Origin of the sequence: Citrobacter sp. Awk 4 (assembly GCF_028069725.1) — a bacterium.
In the GTDB taxonomy this organism is placed as follows: Bacteria; Pseudomonadota; Gammaproteobacteria; order Enterobacterales; family Enterobacteriaceae; genus Citrobacter_D.
The window spans coordinates 1-22670 of the sequence record NZ_JANEWG010000067.1; the positions used below are offsets into that span (position 1 = coordinate 1).

Annotated in this window: 25 protein-coding genes and 1 pseudogene; 10 read left to right on the forward strand and 16 right to left on the reverse strand. The window is 51.4% G+C overall.

Features of this window, described 5'->3' with window-relative positions; all coding sequences use genetic code 11:
• Positions 1–127: 127 nt before the first annotated feature.
• Positions 128–364, forward strand: a pseudogene (locus NNO04_RS20100) (IS110 family transposase); the annotation flags it as partial.
• 71 nt (positions 365–435) lie between these two features.
• On the opposite strand, the gene NNO04_RS20105 reads toward NNO04_RS20100, so the two are convergent.
• Together NNO04_RS20105 and NNO04_RS20110 are read right to left on the reverse strand one after the other, a co-directional pair.
• The gene (locus tag NNO04_RS20105) at positions 436–1833 is read right to left on the reverse strand and encodes a YfcC family protein (RefSeq protein WP_271446157.1); all 1398 of its coding nucleotides are present in this window, start codon (positions 1831–1833) and stop codon (positions 436–438) included.
• Positions 1814–2962, reverse strand: a complete 1149-nt coding sequence (locus tag NNO04_RS20110) for a M20 family metallopeptidase (protein ID WP_271446158.1) — start codon at positions 2960–2962, stop codon at positions 1814–1816. The genes NNO04_RS20105 and NNO04_RS20110 overlap by 20 nt, the downstream gene beginning before the upstream one ends.
• 114 nt (positions 2963–3076) lie before the next feature.
• Between NNO04_RS20110 and NNO04_RS20115 the strand changes: the two genes are divergently transcribed.
• Positions 3077–3988: a LysR family transcriptional regulator gene (locus NNO04_RS20115; protein ID WP_271446159.1), complete on the forward strand. Its 912-nt coding sequence runs from the start codon at positions 3077–3079 to the stop codon at positions 3986–3988.
• A 53-nt stretch (positions 3989–4041) separates the two neighbouring features.
• Here the strand turns inward: NNO04_RS20115 and NNO04_RS20120 are convergent, their stop codons facing one another.
• Positions 4042–4437 carry a hypothetical protein gene (locus NNO04_RS20120; RefSeq protein ID WP_271446160.1) on the reverse strand — a complete coding sequence of 132 codons (396 nt, stop codon included), beginning with the start codon at positions 4435–4437 and terminating at the stop codon, positions 4042–4044.
• Positions 4438–4611: 174 nt separating this feature from the next.
• On the opposite strand from NNO04_RS20120, the gene NNO04_RS20125 reads away from it, so the two are divergent.
• Positions 4612–5283: a DUF1571 domain-containing protein gene (locus NNO04_RS20125; RefSeq protein WP_442870750.1), complete on the forward strand. Its 672-nt coding sequence runs from the start codon at positions 4612–4614 to the stop codon at positions 5281–5283.
• Positions 5284–5298: 15 nt separating this feature from the next.
• Complete coding sequence (locus NNO04_RS20130; RefSeq protein WP_271446162.1) at positions 5299–5784, forward strand: SRPBCC family protein; 486 nt, start codon at positions 5299–5301, stop codon at positions 5782–5784.
• A gap of 33 nt (positions 5785–5817) precedes the next feature.
• Here the strand turns inward: NNO04_RS20130 and NNO04_RS20135 are convergent, their stop codons facing one another.
• The 5 genes from NNO04_RS20135 to NNO04_RS20155 all read right to left on the reverse strand — a co-directional run bounded on the left by NNO04_RS20135 (position 5818) and on the right by NNO04_RS20155 (position 9131).
• Positions 5818–6537, reverse strand: a complete 720-nt coding sequence (locus tag NNO04_RS20135) for an RNA polymerase sigma factor (protein WP_271446163.1) — start codon at positions 6535–6537, stop codon at positions 5818–5820.
• A 51-nt stretch (positions 6538–6588) separates the two neighbouring features.
• Positions 6589–7314 (reverse strand): FAD-dependent oxidoreductase, encoded by a 726-nt coding sequence (locus tag NNO04_RS20140; protein WP_271446164.1) that lies wholly within the window; start codon positions 7312–7314, stop codon positions 6589–6591.
• Positions 7315–7416: 102 nt separating this feature from the next.
• The gene (locus NNO04_RS20145) at positions 7417–7860 is read right to left on the reverse strand and encodes a DUF2231 domain-containing protein (RefSeq protein ID WP_271446178.1); all 444 of its coding nucleotides are present in this window, start codon (positions 7858–7860) and stop codon (positions 7417–7419) included.
• Entirely contained in the window at positions 7860–8198 is a 339-nt protein-coding gene (locus tag NNO04_RS20150; RefSeq protein WP_271446165.1) for a hypothetical protein, read from the reverse strand. The genes NNO04_RS20145 and NNO04_RS20150 overlap by 1 nt, the downstream gene beginning before the upstream one ends.
• A 225-nt stretch (positions 8199–8423) precedes the next feature.
• Entirely contained in the window at positions 8424–9131 is a 708-nt protein-coding gene (locus tag NNO04_RS20155; protein WP_271446166.1) for a FadR/GntR family transcriptional regulator, read from the reverse strand.
• 243 nt (positions 9132–9374) lie between these two features.
• Here NNO04_RS20155 and NNO04_RS20160 point away from each other — a divergent pair, with 243 nt between their 5' ends.
• The 3 genes from NNO04_RS20160 to NNO04_RS20170 are packed head-to-tail and all read left to right on the forward strand — an operon-like array spanning position 9375 to position 12485.
• Positions 9375–10061 (forward strand): RraA family protein, encoded by a 687-nt coding sequence (locus NNO04_RS20160; protein ID WP_271446167.1) that lies wholly within the window; start codon positions 9375–9377, stop codon positions 10059–10061.
• A 35-nt stretch (positions 10062–10096) separates the two neighbouring features.
• Positions 10097–11395 carry an MFS transporter gene (locus NNO04_RS20165; RefSeq protein ID WP_271446168.1) on the forward strand — a complete coding sequence of 433 codons (1299 nt, stop codon included), beginning with the start codon at positions 10097–10099 and terminating at the stop codon, positions 11393–11395.
• Positions 11396–11423: 28 nt separating this feature from the next.
• Positions 11424–12485 carry a mannonate dehydratase gene (locus NNO04_RS20170; RefSeq protein ID WP_271446169.1) on the forward strand — a complete coding sequence of 354 codons (1062 nt, stop codon included), beginning with the start codon at positions 11424–11426 and terminating at the stop codon, positions 12483–12485.
• A 70-nt stretch (positions 12486–12555) separates the two neighbouring features.
• Here the strand turns inward: NNO04_RS20170 and NNO04_RS20175 are convergent, their stop codons facing one another.
• The 5 genes from NNO04_RS20175 to NNO04_RS20195 all read right to left on the reverse strand — a co-directional run bounded on the left by NNO04_RS20175 (position 12556) and on the right by NNO04_RS20195 (position 17526).
• On the reverse strand, positions 12556–13272 hold the full coding sequence (locus NNO04_RS20175; RefSeq protein ID WP_271446170.1) for an ABC transporter ATP-binding protein: 717 nt from the start codon (positions 13270–13272) through the stop codon (positions 12556–12558).
• Positions 13269–14144 carry an ATP-binding cassette domain-containing protein gene (locus NNO04_RS20180; protein ID WP_271446171.1) on the reverse strand — a complete coding sequence of 292 codons (876 nt, stop codon included), beginning with the start codon at positions 14142–14144 and terminating at the stop codon, positions 13269–13271. Before NNO04_RS20180 ends, NNO04_RS20175 begins: the two co-directional genes overlap by 4 nt.
• Positions 14141–15427: a high-affinity branched-chain amino acid ABC transporter permease LivM gene (livM, locus tag NNO04_RS20185; protein WP_271446179.1), complete on the reverse strand. Its 1287-nt coding sequence runs from the start codon at positions 15425–15427 to the stop codon at positions 14141–14143. The genes NNO04_RS20180 and livM overlap by 4 nt, the downstream gene beginning before the upstream one ends.
• A gap of 19 nt (positions 15428–15446) precedes the next feature.
• Positions 15447–16361, reverse strand: a complete 915-nt coding sequence (locus NNO04_RS20190; protein WP_162382924.1) for an ABC transporter permease subunit — start codon at positions 16359–16361, stop codon at positions 15447–15449.
• Between the two features lie 91 nt (positions 16362–16452).
• Positions 16453–17526, reverse strand: coding sequence for a branched-chain amino acid ABC transporter substrate-binding protein (locus NNO04_RS20195; RefSeq protein ID WP_442870751.1), 1074 nt, complete (start codon positions 17524–17526; stop codon positions 16453–16455).
• 511 nt (positions 17527–18037) lie between these two features.
• Between NNO04_RS20195 and NNO04_RS20200 the strand changes: the two genes are divergently transcribed.
• The gene (locus tag NNO04_RS20200) at positions 18038–18703 is read left to right on the forward strand and encodes a YecA/YgfB family protein (RefSeq protein ID WP_271446173.1); all 666 of its coding nucleotides are present in this window, start codon (positions 18038–18040) and stop codon (positions 18701–18703) included.
• A 55-nt stretch (positions 18704–18758) separates the two neighbouring features.
• On the opposite strand, the gene tyrP is transcribed toward NNO04_RS20200, so the two are convergent.
• Entirely contained in the window at positions 18759–19970 is a 1212-nt protein-coding gene (tyrP, locus tag NNO04_RS20205; RefSeq protein ID WP_271446174.1) for a tyrosine transporter TyrP, read from the reverse strand.
• A gap of 228 nt (positions 19971–20198) precedes the next feature.
• On the opposite strand from tyrP, the gene NNO04_RS20210 reads away from it, so the two are divergent.
• Positions 20199–20438, forward strand: a complete 240-nt coding sequence (locus NNO04_RS20210) for a YecH family metal-binding protein (RefSeq protein WP_271446175.1) — start codon at positions 20199–20201, stop codon at positions 20436–20438.
• A gap of 46 nt (positions 20439–20484) precedes the next feature.
• Here NNO04_RS20210 and ftnA read toward each other — a convergent pair whose 3' ends face one another.
• Together ftnA and NNO04_RS20220 are read right to left on the reverse strand one after the other, a co-directional pair.
• Positions 20485–20982, reverse strand: coding sequence for a non-heme ferritin (gene ftnA / locus NNO04_RS20215; RefSeq protein WP_162382929.1), 498 nt, complete (start codon positions 20980–20982; stop codon positions 20485–20487).
• Between the two features lie 198 nt (positions 20983–21180).
• Positions 21181–21516, reverse strand: coding sequence for a YecR-like lipofamily protein (locus NNO04_RS20220; RefSeq protein WP_271446176.1), 336 nt, complete (start codon positions 21514–21516; stop codon positions 21181–21183).
• 268 nt (positions 21517–21784) lie between these two features.
• Here NNO04_RS20220 and NNO04_RS20225 point away from each other — a divergent pair, with 268 nt between their 5' ends.
• Entirely contained in the window at positions 21785–22423 is a 639-nt protein-coding gene (locus tag NNO04_RS20225) for an RpiB/LacA/LacB family sugar-phosphate isomerase (RefSeq protein WP_271446177.1), read from the forward strand.
• Positions 22424–22670 lie beyond the last annotated feature (247 nt).

Here is a 22670-nt window from a genome sequence, read left to right on the forward strand (position 1 = left end):
TTCTGTATATCACTGTATCTGAAACCATTCATTAAATATGCATTTTTAATGAACTGAACATGTCTAAAAAGAACGATTTGGTATTTGTATTATATTCGGGTGTTAAAAACTGGCCGCAAAACAGCGATATCTGCACGACGAAATCGCTGATCTGGAGGTCATGGTTGCGGCAATTGTTGATGAGCTGGCGCCTGAGTTGATTAAACGCAATGCCATTGGATACGAAAGCGCTTCACCGTTGCTGATCACAGCCGGAGACCATCCCCAACGACTAAGATCAGAATCATGCTTTGTAACGCTGTGTGGTGTCAGCCCTGTTCCCGTATATTCCGTTAAAACAAACCGTTATCGGCTTAACCGGGGTTGAGAGCGTGTTGCGAATAGTGCACTTCAAGGACACGATGGCGATGACCATCGTGTCCTATTTCTGTCGGTTTAAAACGGTCCCCAGTTAATTGCCACGCCGATCAGCAGCATGATGACGCAAATAACAAACCAGACGGCTATCACCGGAGCCACAAAACGCAACCATTTACCATAAGGCACTCCTGCGGTGGCTAATACTGCCATCAGGACACCGGAGGTAGGGTTCATACAGTTGACAATACCTTCACCGAGCAATACCGCCTGAACCATGACCTGGCGCGTCAGACCAAGGTTATCGCCAAGCGGAGAGAAGATCGGGATCAACAGTGCCGATTCACCGGAACCCGAAGAAATACCAAAATGAATTAGCGCCGCACTGATAAACATACCGAGGGTCGCCGCGTGTATTGGCACCGATTCCAGCAAATCGGATAGCCCCCCAACAATCGGATCCAGCACTTTACCTTGCTGCAATACCAGTGAAATAGCTGCCGCCATACCGACGATAAACGCACCTTTTACCAGCTTTGAACAGCCCGTTAGAAAGGTATTGGCAATATCCGATCCGGACAGGCGGCCAATGATTCCGACAATGATCGTCAGCAGGATAAACATCGCTGACATCTCATTGGTGCCCCAATGGAATTGTATTGTACCGACGATAAACAGAATCAGTGACAGCACGGTGGCGGCTAAGATCCACTTATGACGCCCCGTCACGTTCGACACTTGGTGGCCTGAAACATCCAGAGTGGGACGCAAAAAGCCCTGCTGTCGGCTACGGCGTATTGACCAGATCAAATAGGCGGCAGCAGTAATGATAAACAACAGGCAGGTTATGCTACGCAACAGCATGCCGGAAAAGAGCGGTAACTGTGCAAGATGCTGTGTGAGTCCCGTCGTCGCAGGATTGAGGATCGCCACATTAAATCCCGCAGCACAGGTCAGATAGACCAGTGATGCCCCCAGTATTGGCGGTAATCCCATTGAACGCGCGATCAGCAACCCAATGGGCACAAACGCGACCACGGCATTCACCACGACGCCAGTGGTACCGAGTAGGCCGAAAATGGCGGCAAAGATCAACACCAGCCATTTGTCGCTGAGCTTCGTGCTGTGCGATAAAGCATTCAACGCGGTAGTAATGGCGCCGGTTTTTTCGATAACGGCCAACACCCCACCTGTAAACAAAATCAGAAAGATGATCGACGCCTGTTTCACCATGCCTTTGGCAATCGCAGTGAAGATTTCCAGTGGATAGACACCATTTTGCGCAACGGCATGCAGGCTGCCTTTCACCGCAAACTTGATGCCGTCGCGCGTTTCATAATCATAAACGCCAGCAGGAATAATCCAGGTCGCGATGGCGGCGAGTACCAGGATAATAAACAGTAACAGATAGGGACTTTGCCCTTTATCCTGTAAGGATACCTGGGGTGCGTATGATTCAACGTGGGATTGCGTCATGGTTTCCCCCTTCAGCAATGAGCCCCGCCACTAATGCCGCGCGTAGTGGTACATCCGCGATGTTGATATGTTCATGTTTGGCATGGATCCCGGAGCCGGTCGCGCCAAGACCATCCAGCGTGGGTAAACCGAGCGCGGCAGTAAAATTACCGTCGCTGCCGCCGCCAACGCTTTCGCCAGCCACGGTGAAGCCTAATGCTTCCGCCACTTGCTGCGCCCGTGTCAATAACGTGCGTGATGCGACTGTTTGCCGCATCGGTGGGCGTCCCTGTTCACCGTGAATTTGCAGCGTAATGCGCGGATCGCAGGAGCGCAATTGGCAAATGGCTTCATGAATTCTCGCGGCTTCTTCCTGCGAAGTGACTCGGGTATCTATGCCAAGATACGCGTGATCAGCCACCACATTGAAACGGTTGCCGCCGTTGGCGATACCTACGTTGACTGTCGTTCCGCGATCAGGTGAATTGAGACTATGCAGGTAGATAATGTGCTGCGCCATCTCTTGTATTGCGCTGGCGCCTTCTTCGGGGTTATTCCCGGCATGCGCCGCCAGCCCGTGGATGGTTATTTCATAGTGGCCTGAACCTTTTCGCGCGACCTTAAGCGCGCCGCTGCCTGCTACGGCAGGTTCAACGACGAAGACCTGTGCGGATCCGCATGCATGTGTTTCAATCCATGCCCGCGAGCTCGGGCTGCCTAGTTCTTCGTCACTGTTGCACAGGAAGACGATACGTTGGTGTCCCAGCACGTTGAGCTGTTGCAATGCGCGCACTGCCCAGATGGCCTGCACCAGCCCGGATTTCATGTCCAGAATACCCGGCCCATATAACTTACCGTCTTCCTCGCGAAGAGCCAGCACCCCCTTGTCCCATACCGTATCGAAGTGACCGATCAACGTTGTTTGCGGCCCATCACTACCGACAGTGAATTTACGGTGGTTGCCGTAGTGCGCTTGTTCATCGATTTCCGCCTGTACGCCTAAACGTTGCAGAAAAATGTCCTCCAGCACCCGACCACATGCATCCACTGCGGTTTTATCATGTGAGGGCGATTCTGCCAGTACTAACCGTTTAATATCATTCAGGATGTCGGATGCGTGTTGTTCGAGGTACGTTTTTATATTTTTCATGTATTTTCCCGTCTGTCTTGGTTGTCACAGGCAGTATGCGCAGAATTGGCATTGTAAAAAATGAGCAGTGATGATTATTATTGTTGCCCTGAGAGCAACGAATAAGCCAAAAATATGACGTTCTCCACCTATCCAGAAAAATCCATCGGGTATTTGTATGAAGTTGGCGTACATGGCGGTATTCGACGCGCAGCCGATGCGTTGGGTATTAATCCGTCGGTCGTGAGCCGTCAGTTATCAGAACTGGAAAGAACGTTACAACTGCCGTTACTCGAACGACGTGGTCGCAATGTGGTACTCACGGATGTCGGGAAATTGCTGGCAGAAGATTATGCGCTGACGGCGCAACGGCGCAAACAACTCGAACGTCAGTTGCAGGATTTGCGCCATATGCGCGGTGGAACGGTGAACTTACGCATTGGCCAGGGCATGGTGGAAGAGGTGGTCAGACATGTCATCAGCGAATTTTCTCTGGCGTATCCAGCTGTGTTCGTCAACATTCAGTCTGGTGATATGCAAACCACCCTCACGCTATTGGCTAAGGGGGAGGTGGATATGTCGGTGAGTTTCGGACCGTCCACGCCAGCGGATTTGAAGTGTAACAGCTTTCGGCGTGGACCGATTTGCGCCATTGTCCCTCCTGAACATCCTGTCGCCTCTTTATCCGCAGTCACCGCCGAAGAACTAACGCGCCACCGCTTAATTGTCATGAGCGAAGATTTTGGCATACAGCGCTATTTGAACGCCATTTTTAAAAATGAAGGCCTTATTTTTACGCCCGCATACCGCTGTAATCTGTTTACCAGCGCGATAGCCTTATGCCAGACCGGACAAGGCGTTGCCTTTATGACTCCGCAAACATTGAAAAATATTCAATCTCGCGAGCAATTGGTGGCTGTCCCTGTTGATCATCGTATTGCTCGCGAAAGCCTGTGTCATTTATTGCGTTGTTCTGACCATCGCATGACGCCGGCAGCAAATTATCTGTGGCATTTATTAAATCGTTATTTTGCCGGGTTACCCTAACGGTAATATTTGTGGGATTTCGCTCACCAACGCAATAAACCACGACGTTGCGGTTATCTGCGAATTGGGGCGTTTGTCATAAACCCTCCACGTGCGGGATTATTCATAAATCCGTTTCGCGCAGGATTATTCATAAATCCATCACGAGCCGGGTTGCCGATAAAACCATCGCGGGCCGGATTTCCGCTGCGCATGCCGAAGCTATCAATGATGACGGGATCAACGATGACGACGTGGTGAGTACCAAAGGGTCGAATCCTCCGGTTTTGGGCGTTAAGCGAAAATCCAACGTCACCCCCCAGGGTGTTTAGACCATTACCGCTAATCACCGCGATGCGTAATTCTCGCTCCCTTTCGACCTGGTGCTGCAGGGCGCTGGCTGCGACATAAGAGGAAGCCATCAGAAGTAGCGCCAGGGCGATGGATGAAGACGCCCGTAGCAGTTTCATGATTAATCCCCATTTAAAGTGTGGTTAATAAAGTATAGCTTTTTGCAAGCGTGACACCCGCCTGGGCGGTTCAAATAAGCACTATACTGACAAATGACAGCAGGTGATGGTTCCTGTTTGCTGACCCTCTTAAGGCAGGAGACGATCATTAGCGACTTCATCTCTTTGGCGATAATGTGCGCGGCATTACTCCTCTTTAGCGGTATGACGCCTGCGGCGGAAAATTTCGCTGTGGCATCGGCGTTTTCGCAAAGCGAAAAGACGGCAAATCCTGTTGGTCTTTCTCAGCAACAATTTCAACATCTTCAATCTTATCAGGTGCTGTTGCGCTCCTCGTCACCTCAGGGTGAAAGCAAAATCATTCGTTATAGCTACCGTAAACCGGGATTTGTGAGGATGGATTTCACCCAGCCACACTCTGGCGCGGTTCTGATTTATAGCCCTGTCAGTCGTAAAGTGAAGTTATGGCCCTTTGGATTGGGGATGTTTCCGGTGTTGAACCTTTCCCCGACAGATTCATTGATACAAGACGATCACGGTCATCGGGTGGATCAATCAGATATCGGCGTATTGCTGAGCAATATTCGCCGGTTACAGCAAGATGGGACAACCGTAACTGTTGGTGAAGAGACGCTGGCGGGACGCTCCACATCACATCTGTCCGTGACGGGGCCTGAAGGAGTGAGTGTCGATGACGTTAATCGGTATGAGGTTTGGTTAGATAACGCTCATAGACTGCCGGCGAAAGTTGTCAGCTACGACCGGCAGGGAAAATGGCTGGAAACTGTCCTGATGGATGCCATGGTGATTAACATTCAGTTCCCCACTGATTTTTTCACACCGTAATGGGAGTTTAGGTTTATGGCTGAATACCGGTTTACCACCACCTGGCGGGTTGCGGCCTCTGTACAGGAGGTGTGGGAGGTGCTCTCTCATCCTGACCACTGGCCTGAGTGGTGGGCAAGCCTGGAGCAGATCACCGAAATCGAAAAAGGGGATATTCAGGGGATCGGGGCGTTGCATCGTTATACCTGGAAAGGGGCTTTACCGTATCGAATAACCTTTGACATCCATGTCCTGAATATCACCCCTTTTTATCTGCTGGAAGGGGAAGCCAGCGGAGAAGTGGAAGGTCGGGGGGTATGGTCATTTTCAGGTGATGGGAAGGAAACGATTGTCAGGTACGACTGGAATATACGAACCAACACCCGGTGGATGAACTATCTCGCGCCCCTGGCGGCTCCCGTTTTTCGCTGGAATCACCATACCGTGATGCGTGATGGCGCAAAGGGGTTGGCCCGAAAATTAGGCACAAACGTCGAAATGTATGGTGTCGACAACGGATAATACATGATCGTATTACCCGTTTTTGACATTACGTTACTCTGTTTTTGGGTTTAAGAACCCTTCGGCATTTGCTCTTTCCAGTACACCGGCAACAATCCGATCACAGCGTGCGCCATCGAACGAGAAAGTGTCGTTCAGTGCGATATCCATTTGGCTGGCGAGTCCCTCGCGGAGCATGCTGCGGGCGCGAAAGAAGCGGGTTCGCACGGTTGCTTCAGGGATATCCAGCGCTTGAGAAATCTGTTCCACGCTCATTTCCTCAACTGCCCGAAGCATGAAGACCGTACGAAAAGCCTCTGGCAGTAAATCGATACGGGCTTCCAGAAGTTGGCGCATTTGGGTTTGCATCGCAGCATATTCCGGGTGATGTTCAGGATTGTCGCTTAACGATGTCTGGATGTCGGCGTCAATGGCATTCATGGCAGAATCCAGAGGAATAATGGCAGCTGTTTTGCGCCTCAGACGCCCCAATGATTCATTCACCACAATACGCACCAGCCAGGTTGAAAGCGTGGACTCAGAACGAAATCCCTTCAATGCGCGCCAGGCGCTCAGATAGGCCTCCTGAAGCGCATCTTCGGCCTCCGCGTCGTTCTTCAAAATACTGCGAGCGGTCCGAAACAGGAGCCGGTTGTGGCGGCGCATGATTTCCGTAAATGCCGACGCATCCCCCAACGCGGCGCGTGAGACGAGAAAAGGATCGGGGGAATGGGCCGGGATCGGGTCAGATGACAGAGATTGTGGATTCAGCATAGCGTCTCCTGGGTTCGGGAGGTGTTTTTCACAGCGACAGTGGATACCGCGTTAGTAACCGTAAAACGTTTCACTGCGCACGCTGTCCTCATCGATGCCAGACATTGTGAGCGTTTGACGCATCGCCTCAACCAGGGCGGGTGGGCCGGAAACGTAGAAAACCGGGTTATCCAGTCCGGTGACAATCTGCTTAATCCAGTCAGTGTCGATGTTCCGGGTCGCGCCATCCCACGGTTGGGTCGAATGCGCCATATCCGTCATGGTCGCGATTAACTGAAATCGCTGATTTTGCTGCTCAAGCTGCTGTAATTCCTCCAGAAAGGCCGCCTCTTCGGGATGATGGTTGCTATACAGCAGGATCAACGACTGCGGCGTCAGCTGTTTGGCTGCGTGGCGCAACATGCTCATAAAGGGAGTGATCCCGATCCCCCCGGCAATGAGAACGCCTGCACGTTCTGTATTTTTGGGTAAGGTGAATGATCCAAAAGGACCGTTGATCTGAACTTCAGTCCCAATGGGCAAGGCACACAACGCACGTTTAAAAACGCTCTCGCTGATGCGCGTGGCGACCACCAGTTCGTCCTCCTCGGGTGCTGTGACAATGGAAAAGGTGTGGCGGGTATCCGATGACCGGGAGTCAGTTTGATGCCCCGGCAAAATGAGCATGATGGCTTGCCCCGGTTTGTGGCTGAACCCGACGGGTTTTTCGAAGTGGAAGGCCATCGTGCCTTTGGCTATCTGGCGGCATGCAGTCAGATGAACGTGATATTCGACCATGATCAAACTCCGGTATTACGCTGAGGCCGGTGTTTTTTTACCCTGAACAAAACACGGTCTCTCAGCACGTCAGCGTCGAACTTAGGGATAATGATCCCGTTATTATTTTGCGGATGGAGGAGGACTCTGATCACGGGAACGCCCTACGCCATGATGATAGACGAGCGTTCCACCAAGCCAGCCTCCAGCCGTCAGGCAAATAAATCCTGCGGCATCTAACAATAAAGATAGTGTGTCCGGCTCTTGCAGGTGCATATTCTCAAACCCCGTCAGCAGACGGGTACAAAAGAGCGCGAAAGCGATGCACATCAGCCCCATATGCCACCAGACCATTCGCATCGGCGCGCCCTCAGGCACGCGAGACAGTTCGAACATGCCCGCAATCATAGCGATTAACGCCATAAAACAGCCAACGGCGAGCAGTCCACCAGACCAACGCCAGGCTGTCTCACCCCACCACAACCCGGCGACATCGGCGGCAACAGCCAGTGACCAGCAGGCGATGGGAAAATGGACCAGCGCCGGGTGCAGCGGATGACGGGACATCACAGAAACACGCTAACCAGCGTAAGAAAGCCGACGACGGCGACGCTGGCATGAACGGCCACGATGGCTTTCGGCGGTAACGTCTTGCGCACATGGAACGAAGCCAGAAAGAATCCCCCCAACGCTGCCACCAGCAGTAATACGAAGGCGATGAGAACTTGCTGTGGCGCATTGCCCTGAATCAACATCAGGATCAGCAAAATCAGCCCTGTCGCGCCTAACCCGGCATGTAAAAGCGACAGTAACCAGGGGGCGAATTTATTGCGTAGCACATGTGCGGCCAGCACCAGACCACCGAGTGCGCCGATGGCAAAAACGAGGATGGCGTAATTGAGCATGAGTTTTCTCCAGAGACGCAGAGGATAGGTCTGGCTCGTCATTGCCCGGGGCGTAAGGCAATCTCTCCGGTATTGACGGATCGCTAATCGAATCTGTCAGGAAGACAGATTTTTTTCACTTCTGACCATTAGATGAAGTGAGATGCGCTTACGTTCCCGAAAACAGAAAACGTTGAGTGTGTACAGGGGGGGGCTGAAGGCGGTGCCAGACCGCCATGTGCAGGATTAATTTTCAATAATCAACGCGTTAATCGCAGAGGAGAAATGTTTTTGCATCGCCTGGGCGGCACCTTCGGCATCTCTCTGACACACTTTCTCCAGAATGGCCTGATGCGCATCAATAATTTGCTGGCGGCGGTCATTGATATCGTGAGCCTGCAGACCCGCCGAGATGGATTTTTCGAGAGGCACCCGAAGCGCCTGTAGGAGGAGGGCGTAGAGAGGGTTGCCGGATGCCTCAGCCAAAATCATGTGAAAGCGTGCATCATGATAAATAAATGACTGGTGATCGCCGAAGACTTCACTGATCTTATCCATCTCTACGCGTAAGCGAGAAAAATCCTCTTCTGTGCCGTTCTGCGCTGCCAGTACGACACAGTGAACTTCAAGAGTACTGCGCAGTGAAAGTATCTGGCTTGCTGAAATCTGTTGCGTCACGACTGAATAGTTGAAAATCGTTTCCAGCGCCGCAGAATTCAGTGATTGTACGCGGGGATATTTACCGCTGCTGATGTCAAGAATGCCAAGAATCGATAATGCCTGAAATGCCTCCCGAACCACACCGCGACTGACCCCCAGCGTTTCTGTCAGCTGTTTTTCACTGGGCACTCTGGCGCCGGGTTCAAGCTTTTGCGTCGTAATCACATTGAGGATGTAGTTACGGACCTGTTCGGAGAGCGTGCTTTTCTCAATGATGGGTTTATTCATATTCATGCGACAACTCTCCCTCTCTTCGTAAGCGGTCGTTCCGTATCCATCTGGGACCGGATGTTCGGGGTGAAATTCTGCATATGTTATCGACTCATCTTCACTATTACCAACAACATGCCAGTGTAAATTTTTGCTGAGTTTGTCACATCATGACGATCTGGGTGTTTTCTGATCACTTCATCCTGGCTAACCTGTCCTACAGGTAGACAGTAAGGTTGTTTTAATTTAACCACACAGGAATGAATTATGCACTCAGAAGAAAGGCAATTATTTGAAAAGATAAAGAACAATCTCAGTACCGCACTGCTGGGTGATGTCATGGACGCCATTGGTTTACAGAATCAATTCCTCAACCCACGGTTGCAGCCACTGGAAAAACAGATGCGCATCGCCGGGCGAGCGATGCCGGTACTGGAGGCGGATTACCCGACGTTTCCCGGTTCGCATTCTAACGGACCTCTCGGAGATAAAGCGTTTGGCGTGATGTTTGAGGCGCTGGATAGCCTGAAAGAAAACGAGGTATATATTGCCAGCGGTTCGTCCCCAACGTATGCATTGTGGGGGGGATTGATGTCGACTCGTGCGGTTCATCTCAACGCGGCAGGGGCGGTTCTTAACGGCTATTCACGGGATAAGCACGAAATCCTTGAACTCAATTTCCCTGTCTTTTCTCTGGGTTCTTACTCTCAGGATCAAAAGGTTCGTGGAAAAGTTCTCGATTATGGGGTTCCGGTAACCATTGATGGCGTGATGATAACGCCGGGCGATCTTATTGTGGCAGATGAAGAGGGCGTTCTGGTGATCCCGAGGCGGGTTGAGCAAGAGGTTATTGGTCTGGCGTTAGAAAAAGGCGTGACGGAAAACAAAGTTCGCGATGCCATTCGTTGTGGCATGGGTGCTGTTGAAGCATGGAATCGCTTTGGTGTGATGTAAAAACCCTTCAGTCTTGATGATATGAGGACATCAGTATGCTCAAAAGTAAACGATGGAGTATTGTTTTCCTACTCTCGCTGGGTGGGGCGATCAATTACATGGATCGCTCTGCCTTTGCTATCGCAGCCCCCATGTTTGCTAACGACTTGCAACTAACGCCAGGTGAGTTAGGCATAATTTTTAGTAGTTTTTCTATTGGCTATGCGCTTTTTAACTTTGTTGGCGGTTATGCTTCTGACCGTTTTGGACCCAAAATGGTCTTCGCCGTCAGCATGGCATTTTGGTCATTCTTCTGTGGATTGATTGGCGTCGCCGTCGGATTTGCCTCAATGCTCATTATCAGGGTGTTGTTTGGCGCCGGGGAAGGGCCTTTTGCATCGACCTTAAATAAGATCGTCAATAACTGGTTTCCTCGCCGCGAAGTCGCCAGCGCCATCGGCGTCGCCACTGCCGGAAACCCGCTGGGCGGCGCGCTGGCAGGACCTATCATGGGGTCGCTGGTGCTGATTATCGGCTGGCGAATGGCGTTTGTTGCGATTGCATGTTTGGGTGTTGTTTGGTTGCTGTTTTGGATAAAAATCGCGAAGGACAAGCCGGAAGAACACAAAACAATTAGCCGTGAGGAATTAGCGTTAATTCAGGAAGGACAGCAGGAGCAAAGCGACAATAATCAAGAGATTGAAAAAGTATCCATGCCGCTCTCTTTTTATATCAAGCAGCCTACGATACTGGCAACGGCATTTGCCTTTTTTGGCCTGAACTACATTCTCTTTTTCTTTCTCTCATGGTTCCCAAGTTATTTGTCAAACTCACAACATCTCAGCCTGAAGGATATGAGTATTGTGAGTGTGATTCCGTGGCTGCTGGGTTCTGTCGGGATGGCGGCGGGCGGGTTCCTGTGTGATTACGTACTGCGTAAAACCGGGCGTCCTCTGTTTTCCCGTAAAATAGTGCTCGTTACGTGCCTGGGGGCTTCGGCGATTTTTGTCATGTGCGTTGGTAATGTTTCCAGTGCCGCAGGGGCAGTATCCCTTATGGCATGTGGCATTTTCTTCCTCTATTTATCCGCAACAACGTATTGGGCTATTTTGCAAGACACCGTCGCACGCCAGAATATGGGATCCGTGGGCGGTATGGTTCATGCCACCGCGAATATTGCCGGAATATTAGGACCGATTGTGACGGGTTACATTATTCAATGGACAGGGGCTTATAATGCGGCGTTCTTTATTGCGGGTGGTATTGCCGTACTTGGCGCACTTGCCGTTGCTGTCTTTGTTAAACCTATTCCGATGCAGCGCGAAAATGTTGCCGATGTAATCAGACAAGAATGATAATTTCTTTCCACCGGAGATTCAGAACATGAAATTAGGCTTTGGACTGTACCGCCACATGCTGGATGACGAGCATTTTGCCTTTGCCAGACAATGTGGTGCGACGCATATTGTCGTTCATATGGTTGATTATTTTCACCAGAATGCGCGTTTTTCCCGTAGCGATCAGCCGGTCGGTGATACCGGCGGTTGGGGAACGGCACAGGCAGATGTCTGGACGATAGAAGAATTGTTAGATATTCGCGCCAGAATGGCGAAATTCGATTTAACCTTTTTTGCTATTGAAAATTTCGACCCTTGTCACTGGGATGACATCTTATTTGACGGTCCCCGGAAAGCAGAACAAATCGAGACGGTAAAACAAATCATCCGTAATGTCGGCGCTGCGGGTATTCCTGTCTTCGGTTATAACTTTAGTCTTGCGGGCGTCGCCGGAAGAATTCAGGAAAATAAAGCGCGAGGCGGCGCCAAAACGGTCGGGTTAAACGGCGTAAACGAGCAAACCGAAAGTCCGTTACCGGCCAGTATGGCGTGGAATATGGTGGTGGATGAAGATGCGGAGGGTATCAGACCGCCAGTCACCAAAGAGCAGCTCTGGCAACGGCTGGAAGCGTTCCTGAAAGAGATTGTGCCGGTGGCAGAAGAAGCCGGAGTAAGGCTGGCCGCGCATCCTGATGATCCGCCGCTTGAATTCGTACGTGGACAACCGAGACTGGTTAACCAACCGCATCTCTATCAAGACTTGCTGGATCTGGTTCCCAGCTCCTCTAATGCGCTTGAGTTTTGTCTGGGCACCATTGCAGAAATGTCAGAGGGTGATGTTTACGAGGCGGTAGAACAGTATGCGCGTCAGGACTCCATTGCGTATATGCATTTCCGTAACGTAAAAGGGAAGGTTCCTTATTATCATGAAACCTTTATCGACGAAGGGGATATTGATATGGCGAAGGTATTACGGATACTGAAAGAAAATAATTTTGATGGCGTATTAATTCCGGATCATTCGCCACAAATGACTTGTCCTGCGCCATGGCATTCAGGAATGGCTTACGCAATGGGATACATGAAAGCCTTAATGCAAGTAATATGATGACCTTTGCGTAAATAATAAAACAATAGCCGCTTTTGTCAGCGGCTATTGTTATTCCGCTTCGAAATCACTATGCACCGCCCAAATACGCTTTTCGTACTTCGGGGTCGACTAACAGTTCCTGACCACTGCCGCTAAGGCGAATTTCACCATTGACCATGACATATGCGCGATCCGACAGTTTAAGCGCGTGATTTGCGTTTTGTTCAACTAAAAAAAGCGTCATCCCGGCCCGCGTTAACTCGCGCAGAGTCTGGAAAATTTGTTTCACCACCAGCGGCGCTAACCCCAGACTCGGTTCATCCAACAGCAATAATTTGGGGCGACTCATCAGAGCGCGGGCAATCGCCAGCATCTGTTGCTCTCCTCCTGAGAGGGTCATGGCGCGCTGATTGCGTCGTTCTTCAAGGATGGGAAAGAGGTGATACATCCGTGCTTTATCCTCTTTATGGTAACGGTTGCCGATAGGGATACTCCCCATCAGGATATTTTCTTCGACCGTCATGTCCGGGAAGATTCGCCGTCCTTCCGGAACCTGGGCTATCCCGTTAGTGGCAATAAAATGGGTGGATTTATGGCTGATATCGTCATTACGGTAAAAAATTTGCCCGCGCGCGATACGCGGTTGCCCAAAAATGGACATCAGCAAGGTCGATTTTCCGGCACCGTTGGCGCCGATCAACGAGACGGTTTCTCCTTCATTCACCGTCAGCGAAATCGCTTTCAGCGCCTGAATCGGGCCATAAAAAACGTCCACATGACGAAACTCCAGCAATGGCTGACTCATCCGGCAAGCTCCTCTTCATCGGTCCCCAGATAGGCAGCAATCACGCTGACGTTGTGCTGAATCTCCTCTGGCGCCCCCCGGGCAATCACATCGCCATGATCAAGTACGATAACGTGGTCGGAAATCTCCATAACCATGTGCATATCATGTTCGATCAACAATACGGTAACGCCATGCCGTTCACGCAGGATGCGCACAATGCTGCTAAGCGCCTCGGTTTCGACCGGGTTGAGTCCGGCAGCCGGTTCGTCGAGGCAAATCATCTCTGGACCCGTACACATGGCGCGGGCAATCTCCAGTCTGCGCTGTTGACCATAAGAGAGGGTTCCGGCCAGGCGGTTTGCGCAATCCACAAGGTTCACCACCTCCAGCCAGTAAAAGGCGCGGTCGAGCGCCTGATTTTCGGCTTTTTGATACGCCGGAGTGTTAAAAATGCCGGCAATCAGGTTGCGGTTCGCCTGCCTGTGCTGGGCTACCAGTAGATTCTCGATCACCGACATTTCGCGAAACAGGCGGATATTCTGGAAGGTTCGCGCCAGTCCGGCACGGTTGACCAGATGCGTACCGCCGAACATTTTGTAGTAGACGCGTGAAGCCAGGCGGCCTGGATTGAGAAAATCAGTGGCGTGGATTTTTTGCCCTAACACCTGAATCACATCGGTGGTTTTAGCGCGCGTGTTAAACACAATCGCGCCGCCGGAGGCCTGATAAAATCCGGTCAGGCAGTTGAACACCGTGGTCTTACCGGCACCGTTTGGACCAATCAACGCTGTTATTGAACCCCTGGCAACCTCCAGATTGACATCGTTCAGCGCTTTTATCCCGCCAAAGTGCATCATCAGATTTTCAACGCGTAATATGCTGTCAGTCATGGCGCGACCCCTTTGCGAATAGCGAAACCGGTGCGACTGGTGCGGACCAGACCACGGGGACGCCAGATCATCATTAACACCATTAAGACGCCAAACAGCAGTACCCGGTATTCGGCAAAATCCCGGAGTAACTCAGGGGCCACGGTCAGAACAAAGGCTGCCAGCACCACCCCGAGTGTGGAACCCATCCCGCCGAGTACGACGATGGCGAGAATGAGCGCAGATTCGAAGAAGGTGAACGAGGTAGGATTAACAAACCCTTGATAGGTCGCGAAAAAGACACCGGCAATCCCCGCTGTCGATGCCCCCATCATAAAGGCGGAAAGCTTGACTAAGACATGGTTTAAACCCAGAGAGCGACAGGCAACCTCATCTTCACGAAGGGCTTCCCAGGCGCGGCCAATGGGCATTTTGGTTAAGCGATGTTTGATGAACAACACCAGCAACACCACCAGAACCAGTACCGTGTAGATAAAAATAAACTTCAGGTTAGGGTTATACGTCAGACCGAAAAACTCATGAAACGGCACGCCGCCATCTTTTGCCCGTCGGCCAAACTCCAGACCAAAAAGCGTGGGGGAAGGCACTGACACGCCATTTGGCCCGCCGGTAAAACTTAGCCAGTTGTTCAGGATCAGACGGATAATTTCACCAAATCCCAGCGTGACAATCGCCAGATAATCCCCGTGCATCCGCAATACCGGAAACCCCAGCAGTGCGCCTGCCAGCGCCGCCATAATGGCACCAATTGGCAACATGACCCAAAAACCGAGCCCCAGATACTGATATCCCAGCGCCAGCCCATACGCGCCGATGGCGTAAAAGGCCACGTAACCCAAATCCAGTAATCCGGCGAGCCCGACCACAATGTTCAGGCCCAGCCCCAGCAGCACGTAGATAAGCCCCAGAATCGCCACCGTCAGCAGATACTTAGTCGCCACAAAGGGGAAGGCGATGGCCAGTAGCATCAAGCCCGGAATTATCCAACGCATACGGGAGCTGTAACCCGCCGGGCGGACGTACACCCCGTCGTCAGCACCTTCAAACCGACTGGCAAACTTCTGCCCGATCTGGGTTTGCAGGGCCAGACTGACGAGAAAGCGTCCTGCCATGACGACTGCCACCAGCCACGCCACGCGGGAGGGAGCAAGCGTGAAACTGTAGCCCTTTAAAATAATCCCCACGATAGGACCAAACACAATCAGCGCGCACAGTCCGGCTAATACGGTGTCGAGCAGGCATTTTTTAAGATCCAGTTCTGATTTCACGACGGCCTCTGTCATCTCTGTCATCGTATTGCCCTCACACCTTCACGACCATTGGACGTCCCAACAGCCCCTGCGGGCGGAAGATCAGGATGACCACCAATAAAGCAAAGGAGAAAACATCCTTATAATCGGAGTTAACAAGCCCGGCGAATTGCGCCTCCGCAATACCGAGTAACAGGCCGCCAAGCATGGCGCCGGGAAGTGAACCAATCCCGCCCAGTACCGCGGCAGTAAATGCTTTGATGCCGATGATAAAGCCAGCATAAAAGTCAAACGTACCGTAGTTCATGGTCACCAGAACGCCCGCTAACCCCGCCATCGACGCACCCATCACAAACACCAGCGAGATAACCCGGTCAGTGTTGATGCCCAGAATGGAGGCCATACGCCTGTCCTGCTGCGTCGCGCGACAAATTCGCCCCAGCCGCGTGTATTGGATAACCCAGGTCAGGACCGCCATACCGACAAACGCCGCCAGCAGAATAAAAATTTTGGTCCAGGTGATTTGCACCACGCCATCGTCGACATTGAAACGCAGCACGCCGCTCATCAGTGTCGGGATGCCTTGCTGGTTGGGACCCTGGCTGATTTGCACGTAGTTTTGCAGAATGAGCGACATACCGATGGCTGAGATGAGTGGCGCCAGACGGGTTGAATTTCGCAGTGGCCGATAGGCAATACGTTCGATGACCCAGCCGTAGACCCCCGTGATCACGATGGTGAAGATCAGGGTGCCAAAAATCAGCAGGGGGAAAGAGTGAATGCCAAAGAAGGAGAGCAGTCCCAGGCCAATAGCACAGAGGTACGCGGAGATCATGTAAACTTCGCCATGCGCGAAATTGATCATGCCGATGATGCCGTAGACCATGGTGTAACCGATGGCAATCAGGCCATACACCGCTCCCAACGTCAGACCGTTGATCATCTGTTGTAAGAAGAAAGCATCCATTTGAAATTCCCGCCAGTGGTAAGGCAACCGGATAGCACAATCCGGTTGCCTTCAGGGTTGCAATACCTCACCCGAGAGGGGAGTGACGGTATCAGAGTTGGTGGTACTTGCCTTTGTCGTCCCACTGATAAACCACGTAATCAGACACTTTCAGGTCACCTTTCTCGTCCCAGGATTTGGGACCCATCACCGTGTCAACGGAGTGTGATTTCAGCCATTCGCCCGCTTTGGCGTTGTCTTTACCTGCGGCGCCGTAGGCAGCAGCAATGGCCTGAATTGAGGCATAGGCGTACAGGGTGTAGCCTTCCGGTTCAAAACCGCTGGCGCGGAATTTCTCAATGACCGATTTGCCTTCCGCAATGGTGCGAGGATCTTTACCAAAGGTCATCAACACGCCATTGGTATACTGCGCGCCACCGGCAGCCGTCACCATCTCCTCCGTCACCACACAGTCACCGGAGAAGAATTTAGCCTGTACGCCTTGCTCCCGCATTTGACGCACCAACGGGCCCGCTTCCGGATGGCAACCGCCAAAGTAGACAACGTCTGGTTTCAGCGCACCGATTTTGGTCACCAGGGCATTGAAATCTTTTTCGCCGCGCGACAGTCCCTCATACAGAACTTCTTTGGTGCCCCGTTTTTGCAGGGCGGCTTTCGTCGCGTCGGCTAAGCCCTGACCGTAGGTATCTTTGTCGTGAATGATGGCGATCTTTTTCGCTTTCAGCACATCCAGCATGTAGTTTGCCGCCGTGACGCCTTGCTGATCGTCACGACCACACATGCGAAGCATGTCTTTCATTCCGCGTTCGGTAATCAGTGGGTTAGTTGACCCTGGGGTTATCGTCAATACACCCGCTTCATCATAAACTTCAGAAGCTGGCATGGTAGAAGACGAACAGAAATGGCCAACCACGGCAGAGACTTTGGATTCATCGACCAGGCGGTTGGCCACCGCAACGGCTTGCTTTGGTTCACAGGCATCGTCACCCTGCACCAGCACGATTTTCTCACCTTTAATACCGCCTGCCGCATTGATATCCGCCGCCGCCTGCGTTGCCCCTTTCCAGTATTGCGCCCCATACGTAGCATTGGGACCGGTAAACGGCCCGGCCACGCCAATCGTGATATCTGCCTGTGCATAAAATGCGGTACTTAAACACCCCATAACGGCAATCTGCAGCGGTAACTTAATCATTTTAATAGACATTTGGATATTCCTCAGTACTGTTCAATACCAGGCGCCGGGAGGCGCGGGGAAAATCATAAACTTCGTCATTTATTGCGTTATCAAGCGGGCCGCGTACGGCTGTCTTTTTTTAAGCAAAAACTCCGCCAGGTTGATAAATATCGACATTGTTTTCTGACAGACGTAGCAATGCGATGTGAAATACGACGTCGCAATTTCATCAGGTCAGTGTCAATCGTTATCTAAGGAGGAGGTTGCCTTCACGTGGCAGACTGGGATGCGTGGTATCCAAACCGTCCAGAATCTTAAACATAGCTGCAGAAAAGTCAGGCTGCGCACCTTGTCGGTGCAAAAATGCGGAGAGGATCACTTGAACGATGCGCAAGGCTCAGGAAGGCCGGGCTTCTGAACTCCCCGTTTTGTTTAGAAAAATCCCCGTCCACCCTGTAAGATGACCGTTGGCAAGCGTATTTCACTGAGGATGAGCGTTATGAAAACGGGACCATTGAACGAAAGCGAACTGGAGTGGCTGGATGATGTACTGACGAAGTACAACACCGATCATGCGATTCTGGATGTGTCAGAGCTGGATGGTCTGCTGACGGCAGTACTCAGTTCTCCGCGTGAGATTGAGCCGGAGCAGTGGCTGGTGGCAGTATGGGGCGGGCCGCAATATGTGCCGCGCTGGTCATCGGAAAAAGAGATGACGCGCTTTATGAATCTTGCGTTCCAGCATATGGCGGATACCGCCGACAGACTGAACGAGTTTCCGGAGCAGTTTGAACCTTTATTTGGCCTGCGCGAAATTGATGGCCATGAGCTGACGATTGTCGAAGAGTGGTGTTTTGGGTATATGCGCGGTGTGGCGCTTTCTGACTGGTCCGCATTGCCAGACTCGCTGAAACCAGCGCTGGAGGCAATTGCGTTGCACGGTACGGAAGAGAACTTTGACGTGGTAGAGAAGATGACGCCAGAGGCATTTGAAGAAAGCGTCGAGGCTATCCGGATGGCGGCGCTGGATCTTCATGCCTGGTGGATGGCGCATCCGCAAGAAACTCCGGTGCAGGTGCCTGTCAAAGCGGAAGCGAAAGTGGGGCGTAACGATCCCTGTCCTTGCGGCAGCGGTAAAAAATATAAGCAGTGCTGCCTGCACTGATAGTACGTTAAAGTCAGATGGCGCTTAAACCGCAGTTTAAGCGCCACTGCACCGCTTATCCTGGTTCGGGGAGCAGTCCCGCCGCGATAGAGAACTGAACCCCGATTACCACAATCCCGCAAAGAAACACCAGACCTAACGCCACTGAACCGCCTTTAACACGGTATCCCGCCTGAGGATTATGCTTTCGACTTTGCCATGCCAGCAAAGAGGGGATCAGCAACGCCAGAACCGCCAGCGCCACGCCGGCATAACCCAGTGCCATGACAAATCCGCGCGGATAGAAGAGGGCGAACGCCAGCGGCGGCAAAAAGGTAATTGCGCCAGTTTGCAGACGTCCGGCAGCGGTATTGCGGCGCTGGAACAGATCTGCCAGATAATCAAATAACCCCAGCGCCACGCCGAGGAACGAGGTCGCCAACGCCAGATCGGCGAACAGGTGTACCGCCAGCTCAACGTGAGGTGAAGCAACCACTTCCCGTAATGCCTGAAGTAAACCGTTTAGCCCGGCATGATCGGCCAGTAGCCCCATAAATGTAGAGGAGTCGATACTGCCGAGGGTCGCAAGCTGCCAGAAGATATAGGCGATCAGCGGGATTGCGCTGCCGGTGATAAACACCCAGCGTAATTTGCGAATATTGCCGCCCATATAGCTGACAATACTGGGTACGCTACCGTGAAAACCAAACGAGGTGAAAATCACCGGAATGGCGGACCATGCAAGCCCTTGCTGTAACGGCAGGGTGAGAAGATTGACTTTGTGAATGTGCGGCATCAGCAGAGCCAGCATCACTACCAGAAAGATAATCTTGGCGCTGAACAGAAAACGGTTGAACAGATCGACAAGCGACGTTCCCACGCAGACCACGCCACCGGCAACAAAGGTGAACAGCAGTACGCCAGCGGTTGGCGACATTTCAGTGCCTGTCCAGTCGTTGATACTGGAGGCGAGCAACTCACCGGCACCGCTAATGTAGGCTGCGGTCAGGGCATACATTAAAAACATCATGCTAAAACCGGTCACCCATTGACCGTAGCGTCCCAGATACCGTTTTGCCAGCGTACCCAGCCCCGTATCTGCCGGAACATGTTGATACACCTCGAGAAGTAATAGCGCGGTGTAACACATCAGCGCCCACAACCCAATCAGTAACGCCAGCGTGACGCTGAAACCTACACCTGCCGCCGCCAACGGCATGGCCAGCATACCTGCGCCGATGGTGGTTCCCGCCACGATAAAAACACTTCCCAGAGTTCTATTCTTCACGCTTTCCTCTGTCCCAGAGATAATCAATAGTGGTATCTGCGGCGCAGGGTAAGGCATTACGCTATTTTCGTCAAATCGTCGTTACAATGAGTGTTAATTTATGTTTACGTTTTTTATAAGTATGGGAGGAACCGCCTCATCCCGGACGTCGAAAGATGTAAACCTGCTTTAGCGCAAAGCAGAAAACGCAGCTTCATCTTAGGCTAGGCGCTTTACTGAGGAGGATGTATGGATTCTATTCACGGCCACGACGTGCTTAACATGATGATTGCTTCAGGCGAGCAATACACCCATGCCAGTCTTGAGGCAGCGATCGTTTCGCGATTTGGCGCGCAGGCGCGTTTTCATACCTGTTCAGCGACAGAGATGACGGCGGCAGAGCTGGTGGCTTTTCTGGCGGCGAAAGGGAAATTTATTGCGAAGGATGACGGTTTTACTACGCACGAAAGCAAGATTTGCCGTCATTAAGAGAGCCCGGTGAAGTGGGCAGAATACCCGCTTCACCGGAGAGAAATTAATTCTGTGTATCCAGCGTCGACAGTTCTTTGTCGATGAAGTACAGGCCTTCACCGCTTTTACCTGCCAGCGTTAATTTATCAATGACCGATTTAAATAACTTCTCTTCTTCATGCTGTTCAGCCACGTACCACTGCAAGAAGTTAAAGGTAGGATAATCCTGATTGGTCATCGCCGCGTGTGCCAGTTCGTTAATTTTCTGGGTGATCAATTGCTCGTGTTCGTACGTGACACGGAACAGTTCATCCAGTGACGTATATTCAGCGAAAGGAGACGCGACGGTATTAATACGCGGTAGACTGCCGGTATCGGTCAGATAGTCAAACAGACGCTGCATATGCGTCATCTCTTCCTGGGCGTGACGGCGCAGGAACGCGGCGGCACCTTCAAAGCTGTTATAGCTGCACCACGCACTCATTTGCTGATAGAGCAGAGACGAATATAATTCGAGGTTCATCTGTTCATTCAGTTTTTCGATCATTTCTGTTTTCAGCATTGTTCTGCTCCACAAATGTTAATGATATGTCGCTGTGGCGCCACTATAATTTGTTATTTAATTATTTGCAAAAGGTAAAATAATAAAGTCAATTATTAAAAATACGAATGGGAATAAAACGCATTAACGCTATTAAATTAAAAACACTGACATGTCGAAATAATAAAAGGCCAGCCATTAATAAACTGACCTCGGTGTTTAATAATAGGCAGGTGTCGCAGGAGGGAGTGCCACGCCCTGGCACTGATACGATAAGGTTATTTTCGTATTCAGACACAAAGAACCCGCATAAACACTGCAGGTGGATACTGGCTGGCCGAATCCGACGGCGTTAGCGTAGCCCATTTGCTGGCATTCACGCGTGGCAGTACCTTTAGCGACATAGTCATCAGTACGTGCCGTTTGCAGCATCGCCTGATTGTAAGTGAGGCGAACAATCCCACTGATTGTGTTGACTTCGCTGACGTTTGCTTGTCGGGTGATGGTGCATCCCGCCAGCACCAGCAGCGAGAGGGCAAGAAAAAGGCTCTTCATGATATCGCTCTGAAAATTCGGTGATACGCTATCCTACCTGATACATCTTACGTCCAATGGCTTGAATAGCCTGAGGATCACCCATGTTTAATGGCAACGACCGGGGCAATGTGCAAAAAATGCTCCACTGGCAGAAAAAATGTGAAGCTGTTTTCGGCTTTTAAAACCATCTTTCATTAAATTTGAAAATACGTTTGCCGCGTAGTAATGTGACGCCAATTTCAAAGAATCCCGTCGGGATTTTCGCGACGCATCCAGGAGAGACAGTATGAAAATTGCACTGATGATGGAAAATAGCCAGGCAAGCAAAAATGCCATCATTCATCACGAGCTTAAAGCCGTTGCGGATGAGAAGGGATTTCCTGTCTTTAACGTGGGCATGAGCGATGAGAATGACCATCATCTGACCTATATTCATCTTGGCATTATGGCCAGTATTCTGCTCAATGCTAAAGCGGTCGATTTTGTGGTGACCGGTTGTGGTACGGGCCAGGGGGCGCTGATGTCCCTGAACATCCATCCGGGCGTAATTTGTGGATACTGCATAGATCCGGCTGATGCGTTTCTGTTTGCCCAGATCAACAACGGCAATGCGCTTTCTCTGCCTTTCGCAAAAGGTTTTGGCTGGGGTGCTGAATTGAATGTTCGTTTCATCTTTGAAAAAGCGTTCACGGGTCGTAAAGGGGAAGGCTATCCGCCGGAGCGTAAAGAGCCGCAGGTACGAAACGCAGGTATCCTGAACCAGGTGAAAGCGGCCGTGGTAAAAGAGAACTATCTGGATACTTTGCGTGCCATTGATCCTGAGCTGGTGAAAACCGCAGTGTCAGGTCCGCGTTTCCAGCAGTGTCTTTTCGAAAACGGCCAGGACAAAGCGATCGAAGCGTTTGTACGTGAAATCCTGGGGTAAGGCTCTTTGAAGGCATCGGGACCGGATAACACAACATGTGTATCCGGTCTGTAAAATGCCGCGTGTCGCCCGGCCAGCGTTGAGCGACCGGGCGACGATGATGTATTTGTTTCGATTCCATAACCTCCTCTATCACTGGTTAATTTCTGCATTGCAAGCATCCTGCGAGATCCCTGAGTTGGCCATCGATGAACGGTTGCTATCAAAAAAAATTATAAAAATTTACCAAAACACGCAATCATAAAAC